Genomic DNA, 19537 nt, shown 5'->3' on the forward strand with positions numbered 1-19537 from the left:
CCGACGCCCGCCCGAATATCCGATCTATCTCCCGGCTCCTTTGGCCTGTCTTCGGGCACGGTCACACCGGCTGGACGAGATTGGCAAGAAGCCGGAATGCGCCCGGCACCAGTTTGTCCATCTGGTGGTGTAGCACAAGGCTCGTGTGCGTATGGCGGCCCTTGCCGATTTCGGCCGAGAGAAGCGCCCCCTTCAACGGCTGCTCATTGGCGTCATGCATGGCAAGAAGCGGCACATAGGCATCGTCCCAACGGGAAGCGAAGTAAAGCCCGCGCTCCTTGTTCCACCCGGCCCAGTCTGCTGCCTCGATACGGTTGGGGCCGTTCAGAAGAACGTGGTCCGGTTCTAGCACGGTCACCTCGGCGTGAGGGTCCGTCACGCGCCAGCGCAGCGATGGACTGCCGATTTCCAGTGGCCGAACCGGCGTCTCGTCCGGGTTCCAGCCATCTGTCGGGCGATGATACAGCGTCAGGAGATGTCCGCCCTCCACGACAAAGCGGTGAAGCGCACGGGTCGCAGCCACCAGATCGGTGCGCAGGCCGAAGGCAAAAATGCCGACCACGATGGTGGTATAGCCCGAAAGGTCGCCGGAAAGGGCCGACGCATCCAGCTCCACGACATTGAGGCCCATGCGCGCCATCCAGCTGCCAACCCGATCTGCGCCGCCGCCCACATAACCAATCCTTGCCCCCTCGGGCAGTTTCAGATCGAGCGAAAGCACCTTGAGGGAGACCGGCTCATGATAGATTGCGTGGCCGATGTGACGGAAGGATACCGGAGTGGTGCCGTGAGCGGCTGCTCCGTCAACCTTCGTCGCAATCTCGAACAGGCCAGGCGCCAGCGTCTGAGGCAAGGTGATCTCGAAGGCTCCGTCTGAGAGAGAGGTCTTCCAGTCCGCCCCCGTTTCCAGCGTCACGGTGCCCGCCGAACCTTTCAGCTCGGCCTTGATCACATGGCCGCGCGGTGATCCGCCAAGCGGCACGATCAGGGCGTCGGGTTGCAGCGTCAGCGAGTGGCGCGGCGTTACAAGAAAGCTCTCTTCCAGATCGAAAACGCCTTTCACCCTCTGACCGTCTATGTCGGCGCAGATCTCCACATAGGCTTGGCCATTGCCGCCAAGGCTCGACCAGGCAGGACTGTAGAGGTTGGAGAGCGGCGCATCCGCTGCCGCCGAAAGTGTGTTGATCCGTTGTTTCCCAAGCGCGTCCAGCGAGGCCGAAACACCCTGTGGCAAATGAGGCGTGATTTCCACCTCCCTATTGGCTGCTCTATCGCCTAGTTCCACGATCAACCGTGCGCGCCCTCCCGGCACGATGGTTGAAGGCTCGGCATAGGCGCGGTCGAAAATGCCTTGTGCTTCCAGAATGGCAGCGTCGATTTCGGTCAGCTTGCGCTCTATGCGATGACCGTGCAACTTCAGGAAATCGTCCGGTGCGACCTCGCTTACCTGGTGAAGCGCTCCGCGGGCTGTCAACAGCGTGCGGGTTATAGCATCGCGATCGGGGAAGCTGGCGATGGCCTGTGTGATCGCCTCATGGGCTGCTCGCAATTCTGCAGCGATCTGCGAGGGAAGGCTTCCGGCCTCCGCCAGCGCGGCGAGTGATGCTGGAAGACCATTATGGATGGAAGCTTCCGGCTCCCCCGTCCTTCCACCAAGCTTCAGGTGGAGCGGCCAGCGATCCTTGGGCTGTTCAGGCCAGAGCCCCATACCCTGGGATGCGTGGTAGTAACGAGACCACTCGCCGATCCGGTCGTAGTCTGCACCGGTGGCAGGTTCGCGTCCAGACACTTTCAGCATCAAGGTCGCATCCGGTGGCGGCACTTCATCATCATAGGTGTCGCCGCCGCCAGACCAGGCGGGGAGATAGTATTTGGCGATCTTCCACGGTGCCAGCCCTTCCTCGAAATGGTGCGGAAAGGCGGTCTCATCCGCTGCCAACTCAATGGCCGCCTCGGCGGCCCGGGTCATGGCGCGGTGGTGGCCGTGCTGTCCGGGCACATCGAGAAACGTCGGCACCACGATGTCAGGGCGCTCCCTGCGGTAGGCGCGTACCAGACGCTCGATGATCCGTTTCTCGCCCCAGCGATCGAATGTCGCGTCTCCGTCCTTCGAGAAACCGAAATCATGCACCTCGTCGGCGGGGCCATGACCCAGCCAGTGCACATCGGAATCCAGCACGCGCGCTGCCTCCTCCAGCTCGCGGGAGCGCAGAACGCCGAGAGCCCCCAACCGTTCAGGCCCAAGCGCATTCTGTCCGCCTTCTCCTCTCGTGGAACAGGCTATGATGACGCGCATGCCAAGCCCCAGCCGCAACCAGGCCAGCATGCCGTTCTGCTCGTCGTCCGGATGCGCCCCGGTATTCATCATGGTGAGAACCGAGGTCAGGCGGCTCAGTTTGCGGTGAAGCCGAACCAGGGCCGGATCGCTCATCTGTCGTTCGATCCGTTCGCGGGCTGAAAGCATCTTGAACCTCCTGTAAAATCTAAATTTGTGCGCCCGTTTCCTGCAGCGAGATCTCGAGCTTGGGCGTCACCATGTCGAAAAGCGGAAGGGCTGCTGCACCCAGTGCAGCGGTCAATTGGCCGGTCTGGCCGCGCATGATGCGGGGAAGATCGCGTTGGCGGCGGCTTGCCACAGATGTCGGCAAGCGATGCATGCCTGCAATCACGTCATCGATGATTCGATCCGGCAGCGTCCCGCCGAGGATCAGTGTCTGTGGATCGAGAATGTTTTCCAGCATGGCAAGCACCGGACCTAGATGATCGGCCGCTTCACGTATCCATTGGGCAACAATCGGATGGCGCTCAGCGTGCAGGCGTTCCAGCGTCTCGAAGTCCGTGTCGGAAATGCCTGCGGCCTGCAGCTTTTCCCGAAGCGCATAGGTGGAGACGTAGCCTTCCAGGCATCCCCGCTGGCCGCAGGAGGGGCAGGATTTGCCGCGCGGCTTGATGGTGATGTGGCCGATTTCCCCTGCATTGCCAAAGGCTCCACGATAGGGCGCTCCGTCCTGGATCATGCCGAGGCCAAGACCCACGCCGAAATAGACCATGCAGAAATTTGAAATCGCCCTGCCAGCCCCGAACAACCGCTCGCCGACCGCTGCCGCTGTTGCATCATTTTCGACAACAACGGGATAACCGCAGGCCTCGCCCAGCGTCTGGGCAGCATCGCGCCCACCCCAGGCAGGCAATGTCGTCGGTCCGACGGAGGTCATACCCTCGATCTCGAAGGGACCCGGCATAACCACTCCCGCCCCCAGAAGCTTGAGGCGAACGGCCTGTTGCATCATTTTGAATTCACTGGAAAATGTAGCAAGAATTCCGTCTGGCGTTCGATCTTCCAAAGGCAGAATGCGCTGGTGCCGGAGCTTGCCCGAAAGGTCCAGCGCGACGGTCACCACATGGTCAGCTGCAATTTCGACGCCGATCGTGGCGCCGCCATCCGGATCGACGGAGAACTGGATGGGCGGCTGCCCGCGCTCCGTCTTGCGCCGTCCCAGTTGCATCAGCAACCCTTCGCCAACCAGTTCGTCAACGATGTTGGCCACCGCCTGCGCCGTCAACTGGGTCAGCTTGGCGATGTGCGCGCGACCGAGCGAACCATGCTGACGCACGACGGCCAGAACCACCCGCCGGTTGTGCTCGCGGCTGCGTTCCGGATTTTTGCCGATCGCCACGGCGTGGCTGCCGTTTGGGTTCGTCATCCTCTTCTCCTCGCCTCTCAGTCATAAGGGCGGACACCATCAAAGGGCAATAACTTAATTCAACTAAATTATGTTATTGACATATAGGCAAAGCCGATAGACCGTAGGAAACGACTGCGAGGGTGGCAGGAGAGTGGCGAGAAGCCATGTTCATCCTCTTCGTCCGGTCACCAGAAGGTGACCCAAACAGGGAACAGGCCAGACCGGACCATCGGCTGGAAACATGGAGGATCACATGCGCAAGGCAACTTTGTTGGCCGGTCTTATTGCCGGGTTCAGCTTGACGGCGTTCAACGCGGCCCAGGCCGTGGAGATCGAATACTGGCAGTATGTTTTCGACACCCGCGTCAAGGCGATGGACCAGTTGATTGCTGAGTTCCAGAAGGCCAATCCGGATATCACCGTCAAGCAGGTGACGTTCCCCTATGCCGATTACCAGACCCGCGTCATTGCGGCCAACATGTCCGGCAAGGGCCCGGATGTCGTGCAACTGTTCTACGGCTGGCTCGACAAGTTCGCTGCTGGCGGCATTCTGCAGCCGCTGCCGAAGGATGCCTTCCCGCACGACAAGATCGAGGGCGAATTCTTCCCCATCGTAAAAGCCATGAAGCGCGGCGACGACTATTACGGCCTGCCGACAGCGGTCCGTTCACTCGCTCTGTTCTATAACAAGAAGCTGTTCACCGAGGCAGGTCTCGACCCGAACAACCCGCCCAAGACGCTGGATGAATTCGTTGCTGCCGCCCAGAAGATTGCCAAGCACGATGCAGCCGGCAATCTCACTGTTGCCGGTTCCACGCTCGACATGGGCGGGCAGGATCACCAGTGGTGGCGTGAAGTGCTGATCCGTCAGTATGGTGGCGAGCCCTATACGGACAACGATACCAAGGTAGCCTACAACAGCGATGCTGGCCTCAAGGCGCTTAACTTTTATACCAGCCTGCAGCTTGAAAAGAAGATCGGCCAGGCGGGCTTCATGGATGAAGGCCAGGCCGCGTTCCGTGGCGGCAAGGCTGGCATGACGATCGACGGCACATTCCGTCTCGGCTCCTTCAAGACGATCAAGGACTTCGAATGGGGCGTGACAGAACTTCCGGCCAATGCGGAAGGCAAGCGCTCCAACTATGCCAGCTATTTCGCCAATGGCATCGGCGCAAAGACCAAGGGCGATAAGCTGGAAGCGTCGAAGAAATTCCTCGCTTACATTTCCTCGCCTGCGGCCATGGATATCTGGCTGAAGACGGTGGGTGAACTGCCTGCCCGCCGTTCGGCGGCGCTGACAGATGCCAACCTCAAGGATCCGGTGTTCGGTCCCTTCCTGAAGGGTCTGGAATACGCGCATACCACCATGTTCAAGGATGAGGCGGCACAGCGCCAGAACGCCATCGACATGGTCAACCGCGTGCTTCTGGAAAAGCAGCCGGTCAAGGATTCCCTGAGCCAAGCTGCTGAAGCCGAACAGGAAATCATTGACGCTGCAAAGCCCTGATCAGGAAACAACCATGGCAGTGATAGAACAGCAGGGGGCGGCAAAGGGCCGTCCCGGCGGCACCGGTGGTGACCGCTTTTCCATGCACACCAAGCGCCTGCTCTGGGTCTGGGGCTTTCTGGCGCTGCCAATCCTCTTTTACACGGTCATCCGTTTCTATCCCACGCTTCAGGCCTTCTACCTCTCCTTCACCAACTGGGATCTGCTGCGCCCTGCCAAGCTTGTCGGCTTTGCCAATTACATCAAGCTTTTCAAGGATCCGCAGTTCTGGAAGGTGTTCAAGAACACCTTCACCTATCTGATCGTCGGAACACCGATCAGCCTCGTGCTGGCGTTTACGATCGCCTATTTTCTCGATCGCGTGCGCTTCATGCACAATTTCATCCGCGCGCTCTATTTCCTGCCCTTTCTCACCACGGCTGCTGCCATGGCCTGGGTCTGGCGCTGGTTCTACCAGCCGCCGCCGATCGGAGTCATCAACGACATTATCGGCCTTGTCGGAATTCCGCAGCAGCCCTTCATTCGCTCCACGGATCAGGCCCTGTTCTCCATCATGGTCACGGCCATCTGGGCAGGTCTCGGCTTCCAGATCATAATCTTCATGGCGGGGCTGCGCGCTATTCCGAACACCTTCTATGAAGCAGCGCGCATCGATGGCCTTGGCGAATGGGCAATCCTGCGCAAGATCACGCTGCCGCTCCTGAAGCCAACCACGGTCTTTCTCGTGGTCTTCTCTTCCATCGGTTTCCTGCGCATCTTCGACCAGGTCTATAACATGACCACGAATGATCCGGGCGGACCGCTTGGATCGACGAAGCCGCTCGTGCTGATGATCTATCAGACGGCTTTCAATTCTTATGCCATGGGCTACGCGGCGGCGCAGACAGTCGTGCTGTTCTCCATCCTGATGGTCGTCTCCCTTCTGCAGCTCTTCATACTGAGGGAAAAGAAATGAGCGAGGCACCCGCGCTGCACCGCGCCAATATTCGCCCTGGCCGAATCATTGCCTGGACCGTACTGTTCATCGGCGGGCTGATCATGATCTCGCCGCTCGCTTTCATGTTCTCGACCTCCTTCAAAAGCGCCGATCAGGTTTATGACCTGCGCCTCATTCCTGCGGCGCCAACGCTTGCGAACTATATCTCGGTTCTGGCCGATGGCCGCTTCATGCGGTGGTTCCTCAACTCCACGATCGTCGCCGTTGCCGTTACCCTTTCGAACTGCTTCTTTGATAGTCTGGTCGGCTATACGCTGGCCAAGTTCCAGTTTCGCGGCCGTCAGTTCGTGTTCATCGCCATCCTCTCGACGCTGATGATCCCGACCGAAATGCTGGTCATCCCGTGGTATCTCATGTCGAGCCAGCTCGGCTGGCTGGATAGCTATTGGGGCATCATGTTCCCGGGCATGATGACGGCCTTCGGCACCTTCCTGATGAAGCAGTTCTTCGAAACCGTGCCGAATGACTTCATCGAGGCGGCGCGTGTCGACGGCCTCAACGAATTCCAGATCTGGTGGAAGGTCGCCATGCCTCTGGTCACCCCTGCCCTTTCGGCGCTGGCGATCTTCACCTTTCTTGGCAACTGGACAGCCTTCTTCTGGCCGCTGATCGTCACCACCAGCAAGGAGCTTTACACGCTGCCGGTCGGTCTATCGAGCTTTGCCGTCGAACAATCCATCCAGTGGGAAATGATCATGACCGGTGCCGCCATCGCGACGCTTCCCACGCTTCTCGTGTTTCTCGTCCTGCAGAGGTACATCGTGCGCGGTGTCATGCTGGCAGGCCTGAAGGGATAAGACCATGGCGGACATGAACCCGCGCCTTTCCGATACCAGCCGCTTTCCCGATCCCGTCTACAAGGAAACGGTGCTGCGCCCGCTTTTCGACGGCGCCAAGGGACATCACGTCGAAGCCTTTCGCCAGATCGACCGCGCCCATCTGGTCATGCTGGTGGAGACCGGCATCCTTGATACCGGGACAGCGGCGAAAATTGCGCAAGCCCTCGTCGAGATCGATCGGGACATCGATCCCTCCATGCTGGTCTACACAGGCGAGGTGGAGGACTATTTCTTCCTCATCGAGAAGGAGCTGAAAGCCCGTATCGGTGTCGATATTGCAGGCCGCCTGCACACCGCACGTTCGCGCAATGACATCGATCATACGCTTTTCAAGCTTGGCCTGAAGCAGCGGATCGATGCGCTGATGGTCAAGGCACGGACACTGCTGGCTGCCATGATCGATACGGCGGAACGCAACAAGACGACATTGATCGTTGCCTATACTCATGGCCAGCCAGCCCAGCCGACGACGTTCGGCCACTATCTATCGGCTGCAATTGAAGTGCTGATCCGCGATATCGAGCGCTTTGCCGAAGCGCGCCGCATTGTCGATCTCTCGTCCATGGGTGCCGCGGCCATTACGACGTCAGGCTTCCCGATAGACCGGGACCGTGTCGCCCAGTTGCTTGGCTTTGCGCGGGCGCAGCGCAACTCCTATTCCTGCATAGCGGCGGTGGATTACACCACCTCCACTTATTCCGCGATCGAGCTGATGTTCCTGCATCTGGGCCGCCTCATTCAGGATTTCCAGTTCTGGACGAGCTTCGAGGTTGGGCAGATCTATGTGCCAAACGCGCTGGTGCAAATCTCTTCCATCATGCCGCAAAAGCGTAACCCGGTGCCGATCGAGCATTTGCGGCATCTGGCGAGCCAGACCTTTGGTCGTGCCCGCACGATGCTGGATATCATGCACAATACGCCGTTCACCGACATGAATGACAGCGAAGGAGAAAGCCAGGGCGCGGGATACGAAGCCTTTGCCTCCGCCTCGCGCGTGCTGGATCTTCTCGCAAGCCTGATCGGCCAGATCAGCATCGACCCTGAACGGGTGGATGAGAATATCCGCCGCTCCTGCATCACCATCACGGAACTGGCGGATTCGCTGGTGCGGCTGGAAGGTCTCTCCTTCCGTGAAGCACATGAGATTGCCGCCGCAACCGCCAGAAGCGTGGTCGCTTCCAAGGGCGATCTGCCCAATCACGGCTTCCAGCCCTTCTTTGAAGCATTTCGCCATTCAACCAATCGCGATCCGCAACTGGACGAGCCAACCTTCCGGAAGCTTGTATCGCCGGAGCATTTTGTTGCGGTTCGCAAGCGTTTCGGCGGTCCTGCCCCGGAACCGATGGATGAGGCCATTTCGGCTTACCGGCAAACGCTTCAAGCTTTTGAACGCGCCGCCTCTGAAAGCGCGGCTCGCGAAGCGCAGGCTTCCACCGAACTCAACGAGAAATTCACCGCATTGACGGGAGCCCGCTGATGGCGACGATTGAACTCAACAAGCTGGTCAAGCGCTACGGCAAGGTCGAGGCCGTAAAGGGTATCGATCTCGATATTGCCGATGGTGAATTCGTCGTCTTCGTCGGGCCTTCGGGCTGCGGCAAGTCGACGACGCTTCGCATGATTGCTGGCCTTGAGGAGATCTCCGGTGGCGAGCTGAAAATTGGCAATGAGGTCGTCAACGAGCGCGAACCCAAGCAGCGTAATATCGCCATGGTGTTCCAGAACTATGCGATCTATCCGCATATGACTGTCCGCCAGAACATCGGTTTCGGTCTCTATACGTCAAACCTGGACAAGGCGGAAAAGAACAAGCGCATCGAAGAGGCAAGCCGCATTCTGGGGCTCGACGCCTACCTCGACCGGCGTCCGGCAGCTCTGTCCGGTGGTCAGCGCCAGCGCGTCGCCATTGGTCGTGCCATGGTGCGTAATCCTTCGGCCTTCCTGTTCGACGAACCCCTGTCGAACCTCGATGCCCAGTTGCGCGCCCAGATGCGCATCGAGATAAAGCGGCTGCATCAGCGGCTGAAGACCACGACTGTCTACGTCACCCACGATCAGGTGGAAGCCATGACCATGGCGGACAGGATCGTGGTCATGAAGGACGGCCATATTCTCCAGGTCGGCACGCCGTCCGAACTCTATGAAAGTCCGGTGGATGTATTCACGGCCCGCTTCATCGGCAGCCCGTCCATGAACCTCCTCAAAGGTCGTCGCGATGGGGATCAGGTGCGTCCAGCCTCGGGCGGAGACATTCTCATCGGTATCCGTCCGCACGATCTGGTGGCACGCGTGGATGGCAGTGCTGAGACTAGAACGGACGGAACGTCGATCACCGGCACGGTCACGGCTGTCGAGCCGCTTGGCCCTGAAACACTCGTTCATCTGGATGTCGGCGGTGTATCCATCGTCGCAACGGCGCGGGAGAAGTTCGTTCCGGCAGTCGGCAGCCAGCTGACGTGCCATGCCCAGAGCGGCAGCCTGTATCTCTTCGATGCAAAGTCGGAGCGGCTTCTAGGTCGCGCATGATGGAAACGCCCGCACAGCGCACGGCGGTGCTCAGCATCGGACGCATCTATAGCGACCTTATCTTTACGGGCCTTTCCGGCCTGCCCGTTCTCGGTCGCGAAATCTTTGCTAATGGCCTGACGATCTCGGCAGGCGGCGGTGCCTATATCACCGCGGCACACCTGCAACATCTGGGGCGTGAAACGGCGCTGGTTGCCAGATTGGGCGTGGATCCGCTGTCAGCCCAGACAGGCGCCGAGATCAAGGCGACGGGCGTCAATCTGCGCTTTGTCGAATGTTCTGTTGAGGCCGGACCGCAGCTTACGGCGGTAACAGTGCTTGGAGACGAGCGGGCATTCCTCACCAAGCGGGCTGGGTCTGCGCGTCCGTCGACGCTGGAGGCCGCAGTCGCCTGGTCTCATGCCCGCCATCTGCATATTGCTGAATATGCGACCCTGCACGAGATTCCCGACCTGATCGCGCTTGCGAAGGAGCAAGGTCTTACGGTGTCGCTCGATCCAAGCTGGGATGCAGATCTCATCTATGATGAAAACCTGCTTGCCACCTGCCGCGGCGTGGATCTTTTCCTGCCCAACCGGGAAGAGGCAGAAGCTATTACCGGGTTATCAGATCCGCAAGAAGCTCTTGCACAACTCACGCAGCATTTTCCACATGTCGCCCTGAAAGATGGTGCCAGAGGCGCTTGGCTTGCGACGGAAGGGGAGATGCTGCACGTGCCTGCTCAACCCGTGAACGTGGTCGATACGACCGGTGCGGGCGATGCCTTCAATGCCGGTTTCATCGATGCCTGGCTCTCCGCCGCAGATGCCGGAGCCTGCCTTGCCGCCGGGATCACGGCGGGCTCTCTCTCGGTTCAGGCTGCTGGCGGTGCTTCGGTTTTGTGCTTCAGCTGACGCAGACAGAACCTTGGCAAAAAGCAGCTGAGCCGATCGAACCCCATCACACATTGGCCGACTAGGTATAATCCCAAATATATCTCTAAAGCGTCAAACCGGCTGCGCTGTTTGAAATGAGCGCGGCCAACAATCCCTTCCGGGTATTTTCGTTGTGGTCGATAATTGCCTGTCGGGCTTTCTCGGCATCGCGCGCGCGCAGATGGACGAGGATCCGGTGGTGATCGTTGGTTGTCTCCGGATTGATGTCGCGAACGCGGGTGCCCATGTGGAACAACCGTGCGCATTCCTCCAGATGACTCATCACCAGAGTGTGGAGCCGCTGATTGCGTGATCCTTGCGCGATTAAGGAATGAAACTGCTCATTGCGTGAGACGAAGGTGCGCGTGCTCATCTCCTCGCCCATCACGTAGCTAGCATCTGCCAGCTCATCGAGCCGGTCCATTTCCTCAATCGTCAGATGCTGGGCAGCAAGGGCAGCCGCTGCGCCCTCAAGCACGCCACGTACATAAAAGAGATCATTCATATCTTTGATCGTAACGGGTGTAACGCGGTAGCCTCGCCGGGGATAGGCTTCCATGAATCCCTCGACGCAGAGCCTTGCTAAGGCCTCACGCACGGGGGTCTTACTCATTTGCAACTGTTCGGCAAGTTCAGGCTCAGACACCTCGGCGCCGGGCGGAAGAATGCCGGTGATAACCCGTTCGCGCAAAATGGCATAGGCCTGTTCAGTCAAGGATTTTGTCCGCTTCTCGGCCGGAACCTTGGCGGTATCAATATCTGTCACGTATGCCTTCCTCCAACGACGCGCCGCGCGCTGCCCCACCGTCTCGCCCAATATGTAGCACGTCGAAGCTTTCCGCACGTCCGCTATCCGACCGCATAGCACATAATGTATAATGTACTACGTGGTATATCCAACGGAGGAAATGATTAACCTAGGTTCATCGGTGGGCAATATTTGGGCGATGAACCCAGGCCAATGTCTGGCTTGGTGGATTGCTTATTTGTGCTGCATGGGGTCAATCTAAGCTCAGGCGCTGGCTTTCGGCCTTGATTCTTGGCGTCATCGTGCTCGACTTCGGGATCCAAGCGCATTGATCTTCAACCAACACATAATCTAAGCGCTCGCCCCGAATGCTCGCAGCCTGAACCCAAGCCGGTCGGTTCTGGGTCAGTGGAGTTGCTGCCGCACTTGGGATCGTGGCGCTATCGAATTGCCGCCGGTGTCTCCCCTGAGATTCTGCTCCGACCTGAACGGGCATGACATCAGGACCGATGAGCGCCCCTCAAACCGATTAGCAGATCGCAGCGCGAGTATTTATCAATCTGCTCTGAACAATCGGAGCGGAAGTGGCCGAGGCTGTGATCGCAGCCGGACGAGACTTCAGCAGCTGGTCAACAGCACTTCATAGGTTCTGCCCTTCTGCCAATCGCAGAAGGGGTGACGTCGTGTGATGCGATCAAGAACCAGCTTACGAGCGCGCACAGGTGGAGACTGCGAGATTGTTAAAGCAGTGCCTCCTCAAGGCCGCAGCTCGGATCAACCGGGCTCTGCCCAACAAATTCGATTTCCCCAATCAATGCCCTCACAAGCGCCTGTTGTACCGGCGCAACCGCCGCATACCCGTTCACGAATGTTTGGCATTCCGGCATATGGTAAAGCAGGAATGGCGTGCCAAGCGAAACGTAGACCGTCGGAAGGTATTTCCAAAGTCGTTCCATCGAATGGGGAAAGAGGCCGTGGAGATCTTCCCAACGAGGCCCGAGGTTTTCCTTGGCAGAAACGCCCTCCTCAGCCATCAGATACATGCCAATATCGTAGGATGCCGCATCGATTGGCTCGCCTTTGCGATGAAGGGAAACTTCAAAACCCCGCTCGCGGAGAAGATCAGCGACCAGAAGCTGCGGAAGCGGACCGGAAGGGCTCATCCGATTATCGAGTTGCGCCAGAAGAACCCGCCTGTGCCGGATTGGATCGAGCGGCAGCAGGCCCTGAGTGTCCTTGACGAGCGTAATGGCGGCCTCCGACGCCGTTCGCGACCATTCGGCGTGTTGGGCGAGACCGATCAAGCGGGCGCGATCGTCTTCGGCCGATGGGCGCCCGCCGGTGTGGTGCAAGTTCATGGACGCCTTGAGTGCGAGAACACGCAAGACTGCCTCATCAAGGCGTTCCTGCGTCAGGGCGCCGTTTTCAAGGCCGGCCTTCAGGTGCCCGAGGTCTTCGTCGAGATCGTCCGGGAAAAGCAGGATATCGCAGCCGGCCGCGATGCAAAGCGGCACGAGTTCGCTACGAGGCCCACGGGCATTGAAGCCGACCATGCCGGAGGCGTCGGATACCACAAGACCGTTGAAGCCCAGTTCGTCGCGAAGCAAGGTCGTGCAGAGATCGAAGTTGAGCGTCGCTGGCATGTGGGCCGGGCTGCGGGCCGCCGCGCCCAGTTCGGCGGTAAAGGCGGGAAGTGTGATATGACCGGCCATGACGACCTGAACGCCGTTTGCAATCGTATCCGCGTAGATCTTCCCGAACGTGTCGCGCCACTCGCGCATCGATAAGGTATTGTGTGTCGTGGCGAAATGCTGATCGCGGTCATCAAGGCCGTCGCCCGGCCAGTGTTTGACGCTGCTCGCAAAGCCTGCAGAGCGAGCGCCTTGCTGGTAAGCGGCGGTCATCGCCATGACGGTGGTGACATCGGAGCCGAAGGAGCGGGTGTTGACCACGTTGGAGCGGAAGTTGAAGGCCAGGTCAGCGACTGGCGTCCAGGTGATGTTGAAGCCAAGGTAGCCACCCTCCCTCCCCGCGACCACGCCCATACGGCGCGCCTGTTCCGGATCGCCCGTGGCGGCGATTGCCATCTGATTGGGATAGGGCGTACCGGCCGAGACACTGCTCTTTTCGGAGAACTCGATGTCGCAGGTCATCAGCAGCGGAATGGCAGTCCGCGTCTGGAGGTAGTCGGCGCTGGCTCGAAGCTCCTGCTCCGTGCGGGAAGGCATGCGATGGATGCCGCCGACATGACGCGAAAGCGGGACCGAAAGGCTTTCGGTGGACAGGTCGCGGCAAAGCGGTAGCATGATCTGGCCGAGTTTTTCGTCAAGCGACAGCCCCTCGAAAGTAGATCGGACCCAGGCGAGGGCCTTGTCATCCAGGTTGAAAGGATGAGCAGCCAGCTTCTTCAAGATATGTCCGGTCATTGGATGCGCTTTCCAGTCTCTGTGTCGAAGATATGCAGCTTTTGTTCCGCGAAGCCGAGCCGGACGCGGTCGCCTGACCTGACCGTGGCAGAGGACGGCGCCTTGACGGACAGGCCGATCTCACCCCGCTTGCACCACACCAGCTTTTCCGGACCCATCGGTTCGACCACGTCGATGTCAGCCGCAAGGCCGGAGCCAGGTGCATCGGCATGAATCGTCACATCCTCGGGGCGCACCCCGACGATCACCTTGCGTCCGTCCGCAAGTGGCGCAGAGAGGCCTGCGGCAATGGGCACGGCCTGCCCATCAACGATCGCATCGCCGCCGCTGATCGTGCCGTCCAGGAAATTCATGGCAGGCGACCCCACGAAGCGGGCCACGAACGTATTCGCGGGCCTGTTGTAGATTTCGTCCGGCGTGCCCTGTTGCTGGATGATGCGGTCCTTCATCACCACGATGCGGTCCGCCAGGGTCATTGCTTCGATCTGGTCATGGGTCACGTAGATCATCGTGGACCTGAGGCGCTGGTGAAGCCGCTTGATCTCGACGCGCAGGTCCGAGCGTAGCTGCGCGTCGAGGTTGGAAAGCGGCTCATCGAACAGGAAGACACCCGCATCGCGCACCACAGCACGTCCGATAGCCACGCGCTGGCGCTGGCCGCCTGAGAGTTCCGCTGGCTTGCGGTCAAGCAGCGGCTCGATCTGCAGCATCTTTGCCACATGCGCGACCCGCTTTTCGATCTCCGGTTTTGCCACCTTGGCTACCTTGAGGCCGAAGCTGAGATTGCCGCGCACGCTCATGCGCGGATAGAGCGCATAGGATTGGAAGACCATGGCGATGCCGCGGTTCTTCGGCTCGACATCGGTCATGTCTTGCTCGCCGATCAGGATCTGGCCCTCAGCCACATCCTGGAGGCCAGCAATTGCGTTCAGGAGCGTGGATTTGCCGCAGCCGGAGGGGCCGAGCAGCACGATGAATTCCGAAGCAGGAATCTCGAGGTTAATGCCTTTGAGAACCTCTACACTTCCATAGCGGATGGCAAGGTTGCGAAGCTGTACGCCTGTCATGATTAGCCTTTCACGGCGCCGGATGCTACGCCGCGAACAAACCAGCGGCCCGACGTGAAGTAGACGAGCAGGGGAACGACCGAGGTGAGCAGCGTCGCCGCCATCTCCACGTTGTATTCCCGTTCCCCGTAGGTGGAGTGCACGATGTTGTTGAGCTGGACGGTCATCGGGGCATAGTTGATACCGCCGAAGACGAGGCCGACGATGTAGTCGTTCCAGATGAAGGTGACCTGCAGGATGCCGGCCACCGCGATCATCGGAACGGACATCGGCAGCAGAATGGAAAAGAAAATCCGCCAGTAACCGGCCCCATCGATCCGCGCGGCCTTGAACAGGTCAATCGGTATAGAGGCGAAGTAGTTGCGAAACAGCAGCGTCACGACCGGCAGCGCGAAGACGACATGGACGAAGATCACACCCGCGAGCGAATTGAACAGGCCGATAGTCGAGGTGATGCGGACCAGCGGATAGATCAGAACCTGGTAGGGGAAGAACCCGCCGATCAGCATGACCGTGAACAGGACATTGGCGAAGCGCACCCGCCAGAAGCTCAGTGTATAGCCGGTCACCGCACCCACGGCGATAGCTAGGAAAACGCTTGGAATGGTGATTAGGAAGGAATTCACAAATCCCACCTTCAGGCCTTCGCAGCGCAGGCCGGTACAGGCTGAATTCCAGGCTTTATGCCAATGCTCGAAACTGAACGCATGCGGCAGCGAGAGCAATGTACCCGAGCGGATCTCCTCCATCGACTTGAACGCGGTGACGATCATCACGTAGAGCGGCACCAGCGCCGCGATCGCAATGGCGATCAGCAGCACATAGACCAAAATGCGCGAAAGCGGGGCGGCAAAAGCATTGCGGCGAACGAGAACCGGACCGTTTGTGATGGTCATTGTGCAGCTCCCTTGCGACGGCTCTTCAGGTAGAGAAGCGGTACTGCGATCACCAGCACGAGAAGCAGCAGCGTCGTGGCCGCGGCGGATGCAAGGCCGACCTGTTGGCGCTCGAACATATGATCGATGATGAACTTGGCCGGAACATCCGTCGCGATACCCGGGCCACCGCCGGTCATGGCTACGACAACATCGAACATGCGCACGACCGTAAGCGACATCAACACCAAGGCAGTCGCGATGCTGGCACCGATGCTCGGCATGATGATGAAGAGATGAGCCTTCCAGGCTGGAATGCCCTCGATACGGATCGCCTTCCATAAGTCGTCGTCGACGCCCCTCAGACCGGCCAGCAAAACGACCATGACGAGACCACACGAATGCCAGACTGCGGCGATGACGATCGTGAAGAGCGCCATGTCAGCATTGACGATCCAGTCGAAGGAGGCATTCTCGAAACCTAGCTTGCGCGCCACGTCGGCAATGCCGAAATTGGGGTCAAGCAGCCAGCGCCAGACGAGACCGGTGACGATAAACGACATGGCGAACGGGTAGAGATAGATGGTCCGCAGCGCATTTTCGCCACGCACGCCGCGGTTGATCATCGCAGCCATCGAATACCCGATCAGCAGCGTGACTGGAATAAAGATCACGGCGAACAGCGCCATATTACCGAGCGAAACCTGCCACCGGGCATTCGAGAACAGGTTTATGTACTGAGTAAAGCCAGCGAACCTGTAGTTCGGCAACATGGACGAGCGGGTAAAGGAAATGCCCGCGGCCCACAACACGCCGCCGACATAAACGGACAGGACGACGAATGCGACGGGGACGAGCGTCAGGGTCGCCTGAAGGCGACTGCTTGAAGGCGACCTCACAAACACGAAAGAAACTCCGAATATCTGGTCATTCGGGGGACGTGGCGAAACACGCTCCCCCTATCGTTTGCGGGTCAGCTCGCGGAGAGCCCCTTTGCATAGGCTTCGATGAACTGCTCTGCGGTGAGGCCACCCTTGGTCGAGAAGCGGGTAATGGCATCCTCGACTGCACCAACGATTGCCGGGCTGAACATCATCTGATCACTGCCGGTGGAAAGCTTGGGATCGTTGAAGAAACGCGACGCTTCCGCGATGCAGGGGTTGAGCTTGGACGTATCCGCGCCCTTGAGGATCGGGATCGTGCCATTGGCGACAGCGAAGGCCGTCTGGGTCGGAACGTCTGCGAAAGCCTTGAGGAGCAGATCCTGCGCCTTGGTCATCGCCGCATTCTTCGGCTCCGGGAAAAGGAATACATCACCCGAGATCACCATACCCTGGTCAGCATTGATGATGGCGCATTCATAGTCCTTACCGGCCGTCTTGCCGGCGGCTGCAAAGGCGCCGTTCAGCCAAGTGCCACCCTGCGTCATCAGGGCCTTGCCAGAAATCACGAGATTGGTCGAATCCGGCCAGGAACGGCCAGGCGTGCCGGAGTCAGAATAATCCCGCAGCTTTTCGAAGATCTTGACGGCAGCCTTGAACTTCTCGCCGCGAACGGCGGAGGCATCGCGCTTGTAGATGACGGCGTCATAGGTTTCTCGGCCGGCGACACTCAGGACGACGGCGTTGAACATCAGGCGCTGCCACCGCGGCTCGCCGGACGGCGTGAACGGTGTGATACCAGCGGCCTTGGCCTTGTCGAACGCCGCGAAGACCTCGTCCCAGTTCTTCGGTTTGGCAACGCCGATCTTGTCGAGAATCGACTTGTTGAACCAGAACCAGTTGGCGCCGTTGCCGGAAATAGGCAGCGCCCAGTATTCGCCGTCAACCATCCCGGAATTCAAAAGCGCTGCGGGCAATTTATCCTGCCATTTGTCGGCCTTGGCCGTCTCGGTCAGGCCACGGAGCAGGCCGTTGTTCTGAAGTTCGACGAACTGTGCGCCGGTATTGAACAACATGGCGGCCGGCGGGTTGCCGCCGACGACGCGATTGACCGCCGTCGAGCGGGCGTTTGGCCCGCCGGAGATGGCGTTGTCTACCCACGTCCCGCCGAGTTCGGTGAACTTCTGGGCCAGAACCTTGACGCCAGCAGATTCTGCGGCGGAGGTCCATTGATGAATGACTTCGCCCTTCACCTCCTGGGCGTTCGCGCAGGCCGCGAAGCAGAGTGCCGTGGCGGTGGTTGTTGCTAGAAGCAGTTTGGAAATCAATGTCGCGTCCTCCTCCTGTGTCCCGGAAGAACACTATCGCCGCCACGTTCCATTCGTCAAATAATAGAATGGGCAGTGACTATAACATCAGATTATGGATAGGTTGAGTAGATCGTTGGTCAGGTCTCGGTGTTCGACCTGCCTTCATTCCTCATCGATCCCCATGGACAGGTCCCTCGCAGCTGAAACGAAACGCTGTCCAAGAAGATTGAGCTGCCTGCCGGCAATCTTCTGCATTGCGAATTTTCGTGTCGCGATATGTTCTGCCAGCGGAATTGCAGTGAGTATGCCGCGCCGGATTTCATCGCGCAGGAACTGGTCCGAAAGGATGCTTACACCGTCGGACCGCTCGACGATGGCTTTCAGCACGCTGAATGGCGCCGCCTCAACCAGGTTGGCGGGAAAAGCAAGACCGTTGATCATGAAGAGCGCCTCGATCTGCTTGCGGAATGCACCCCCCGGCGGCGGCATCACCCAGGTGGAATCGGTGAGTTCCACGAGTGAGACCTGTTCTCTGCCCGCAAGCGGATGACCGGCTCTGACGACAATGACGGAGCGGGCGGTAAAAAGGGGGGTCTCCTCAACGCCATCGGGCGTTGGCCGTTGTCCGACATTGGAAATGACCAGATCAATCTCGTGGGTGAGGAGCCGCTCCATCAGTTCCTCGTCGGTACCCTCCGTCACGGTAACCGCGACATTGCCGCCTTCCTTAAGCATTTGCGCGATCACCCGCGGCAGGATGCTTCCCGTTGCCAGCGGCGTTCCTCCCACGCGTAATGGCCCCTCGGCGCCACGACGACGAGCCTCGAGTTCCTTCTGTGCAAGTTGCAGGATAGACTCGATGCTTTCGGCGTGCCGGATCAGGATCCGGCCCGTATCCGTCAGGATGGCGCCGTACCGCCCGCGGTCAACGAGATGCATACGGGTTATATCTTCCAGTCGCGCGATGCTGACAGACAGTGCCGGCTGCGAGATGCCGAGAGCCTCGGCAGCCTTCTGGAAAGACCCGGCACGATCAATTGCGAGCAGGTAGCGAAGCAGGCGTGGTTCGAGATCCATGGTGTCCTACGGGCCGTTCGGTTTTCAAACCTGTTACAGCCTCGCGCAGGTTGCTACAATCGTGGGCGGTTGGGGCCGAGCGTTATGCGACTCCCGACATAGATGGTCCGCCACCGGTCGGTTCTGATGTTTTCCTTGGTCGGTGAGTAGAATCGTCACAAACGCCGTGTCGCTAGCGACCGTCAGTCGGAAGTCCGCAATTCAACATTGAGGCAACTCGCCTGACCGAGGCAGCCGGCGTGCTTTTTCAATCTGGTTCAGAAAATAGTCTGTTCATCAACAAGGGGACGTTCGCTCGGATCATTCATTTCGCGATTCCACTTTCATGACGATTGTCATCATCTATGCTCTCTACCCGACAGATCGCCAGGACGAGCATTCAATTGAGATACAGGTAAACCTCGCAAGTGAATTCGCCGCACATCGGAGCTGGCCGACATTGGCATCCTTGACGACCGCGAAGTCAGCGGCACCTAGCTCAAGGCGGGTGAGTTCAAGGATAGAGCTAAGAAGATGGCGTATTTGCACCGGTTCGAGGCGGTCCTAGCAGCTGAGGATGCTTCATGGCGCTGGTTACAAATTTCAGTGGTTGCGGGGGCAGGATTTGAACCTGCGGCCTTCAGGTTATGAGCCTGACGAGCTACCGGGCTGCTCCACCCCGCGTTATGTTTGAGCATTGTCTGG

The 19537-nt window shown here is 59.2% G+C and carries 15 protein-coding genes and 1 tRNA gene; 6 read left to right on the forward strand and 10 right to left on the reverse strand.

What is annotated here, in order from left to right; all coding sequences use genetic code 11:
* Window positions 1-61: 61 nt before the first annotated feature.
* Both ASD54_RS22980 and ASD54_RS22985 read right to left on the reverse strand, forming a co-directional pair.
* The gene (locus tag ASD54_RS22980; protein ID WP_062556867.1) at window positions 62-2464 is read right to left on the reverse strand and encodes a PIG-L family deacetylase; all 2403 of its coding nucleotides are present in this window, start codon (window positions 2462-2464) and stop codon (window positions 62-64) included.
* A 19-nt stretch (window positions 2465-2483) separates the two neighbouring features.
* Window positions 2484-3704 carry an ROK family protein gene (locus ASD54_RS22985; protein WP_062556868.1) on the reverse strand — a complete coding sequence of 407 codons (1221 nt, stop codon included), beginning with the start codon at window positions 3702-3704 and terminating at the stop codon, window positions 2484-2486.
* 223 nt (window positions 3705-3927) lie between these two features.
* On the opposite strand from ASD54_RS22985, the gene ASD54_RS22990 reads away from it, so the two are divergent.
* From ASD54_RS22990 to ASD54_RS23015, 6 genes are read left to right on the forward strand one after another with little or no spacing between them, the layout of a single operon-like run.
* Window positions 3928-5193: an extracellular solute-binding protein gene (locus tag ASD54_RS22990; protein ID WP_082547345.1), complete on the forward strand. Its 1266-nt coding sequence runs from the start codon at window positions 3928-3930 to the stop codon at window positions 5191-5193.
* Between the two features lie 13 nt (window positions 5194-5206).
* The gene (locus ASD54_RS22995) at window positions 5207-6148 is read left to right on the forward strand and encodes a sugar ABC transporter permease (protein ID WP_062556870.1); all 942 of its coding nucleotides are present in this window, start codon (window positions 5207-5209) and stop codon (window positions 6146-6148) included.
* Window positions 6145-6987: a carbohydrate ABC transporter permease gene (locus tag ASD54_RS23000; RefSeq protein ID WP_062556871.1), complete on the forward strand. Its 843-nt coding sequence runs from the start codon at window positions 6145-6147 to the stop codon at window positions 6985-6987. Before ASD54_RS22995 ends, ASD54_RS23000 begins: the two co-directional genes overlap by 4 nt.
* Before the next feature lie 4 nt (window positions 6988-6991).
* Window positions 6992-8506, forward strand: coding sequence for an argininosuccinate lyase (gene argH / locus ASD54_RS23005; RefSeq protein WP_062556872.1), 1515 nt, complete (start codon window positions 6992-6994; stop codon window positions 8504-8506).
* The gene (gene ugpC / locus ASD54_RS23010) at window positions 8506-9555 is read left to right on the forward strand and encodes a sn-glycerol-3-phosphate ABC transporter ATP-binding protein UgpC (protein ID WP_062556873.1); all 1050 of its coding nucleotides are present in this window, start codon (window positions 8506-8508) and stop codon (window positions 9553-9555) included. Before argH ends, ugpC (ASD54_RS23010) begins: the two co-directional genes overlap by 1 nt.
* Window positions 9552-10448, forward strand: coding sequence for a sugar kinase (locus tag ASD54_RS23015; protein ID WP_062556874.1), 897 nt, complete (start codon window positions 9552-9554; stop codon window positions 10446-10448). Before ugpC (ASD54_RS23010) ends, ASD54_RS23015 begins: the two co-directional genes overlap by 4 nt.
* An 85-nt stretch (window positions 10449-10533) precedes the next feature.
* Here ASD54_RS23015 and ASD54_RS23020 read toward each other — a convergent pair whose 3' ends face one another.
* The 8 genes from ASD54_RS23020 to ASD54_RS23055 all read right to left on the reverse strand — a co-directional run bounded on the left by ASD54_RS23020 (window position 10534) and on the right by ASD54_RS23055 (window position 19516).
* Window positions 10534-11235: a GntR family transcriptional regulator gene (locus tag ASD54_RS23020; RefSeq protein ID WP_200958482.1), complete on the reverse strand. Its 702-nt coding sequence runs from the start codon at window positions 11233-11235 to the stop codon at window positions 10534-10536.
* A 722-nt stretch (window positions 11236-11957) separates the two neighbouring features.
* Window positions 11958-13643, reverse strand: coding sequence for a glycoside hydrolase family 3 N-terminal domain-containing protein (locus ASD54_RS23025; RefSeq protein WP_062556875.1), 1686 nt, complete (start codon window positions 13641-13643; stop codon window positions 11958-11960).
* Window positions 13640-14710, reverse strand: a complete 1071-nt coding sequence (gene ugpC, locus ASD54_RS23030; protein ID WP_062556876.1) for a sn-glycerol-3-phosphate ABC transporter ATP-binding protein UgpC — start codon at window positions 14708-14710, stop codon at window positions 13640-13642. Before ugpC (ASD54_RS23030) ends, ASD54_RS23025 begins: the two co-directional genes overlap by 4 nt.
* A gap of 2 nt (window positions 14711-14712) precedes the next feature.
* Window positions 14713-15606, reverse strand: coding sequence for a carbohydrate ABC transporter permease (locus tag ASD54_RS23035; RefSeq protein WP_062556877.1), 894 nt, complete (start codon window positions 15604-15606; stop codon window positions 14713-14715).
* The gene (locus ASD54_RS23040) at window positions 15603-16490 is read right to left on the reverse strand and encodes a sugar ABC transporter permease (RefSeq protein WP_082547346.1); all 888 of its coding nucleotides are present in this window, start codon (window positions 16488-16490) and stop codon (window positions 15603-15605) included. Before ASD54_RS23040 ends, ASD54_RS23035 begins: the two co-directional genes overlap by 4 nt.
* Before the next feature lie 68 nt (window positions 16491-16558).
* The gene (locus ASD54_RS23045; RefSeq protein ID WP_062556878.1) at window positions 16559-17794 is read right to left on the reverse strand and encodes an ABC transporter substrate-binding protein; all 1236 of its coding nucleotides are present in this window, start codon (window positions 17792-17794) and stop codon (window positions 16559-16561) included.
* 144 nt (window positions 17795-17938) lie between these two features.
* Window positions 17939-18853, reverse strand: coding sequence for a LysR substrate-binding domain-containing protein (locus ASD54_RS23050; protein WP_062556879.1), 915 nt, complete (start codon window positions 18851-18853; stop codon window positions 17939-17941).
* A gap of 586 nt (window positions 18854-19439) precedes the next feature.
* A tRNA-Met gene (locus ASD54_RS23055) sits at window positions 19440-19516 on the reverse strand.
* Window positions 19517-19537: the final 21 nt, after the last annotated feature.

It is taken from the genome of Rhizobium sp. Root149 (assembly GCF_001427345.1).
In the GTDB taxonomy this organism is placed as follows: Bacteria; Pseudomonadota; Alphaproteobacteria; order Rhizobiales; family Rhizobiaceae; genus Neorhizobium; species Neorhizobium rhizoryzae.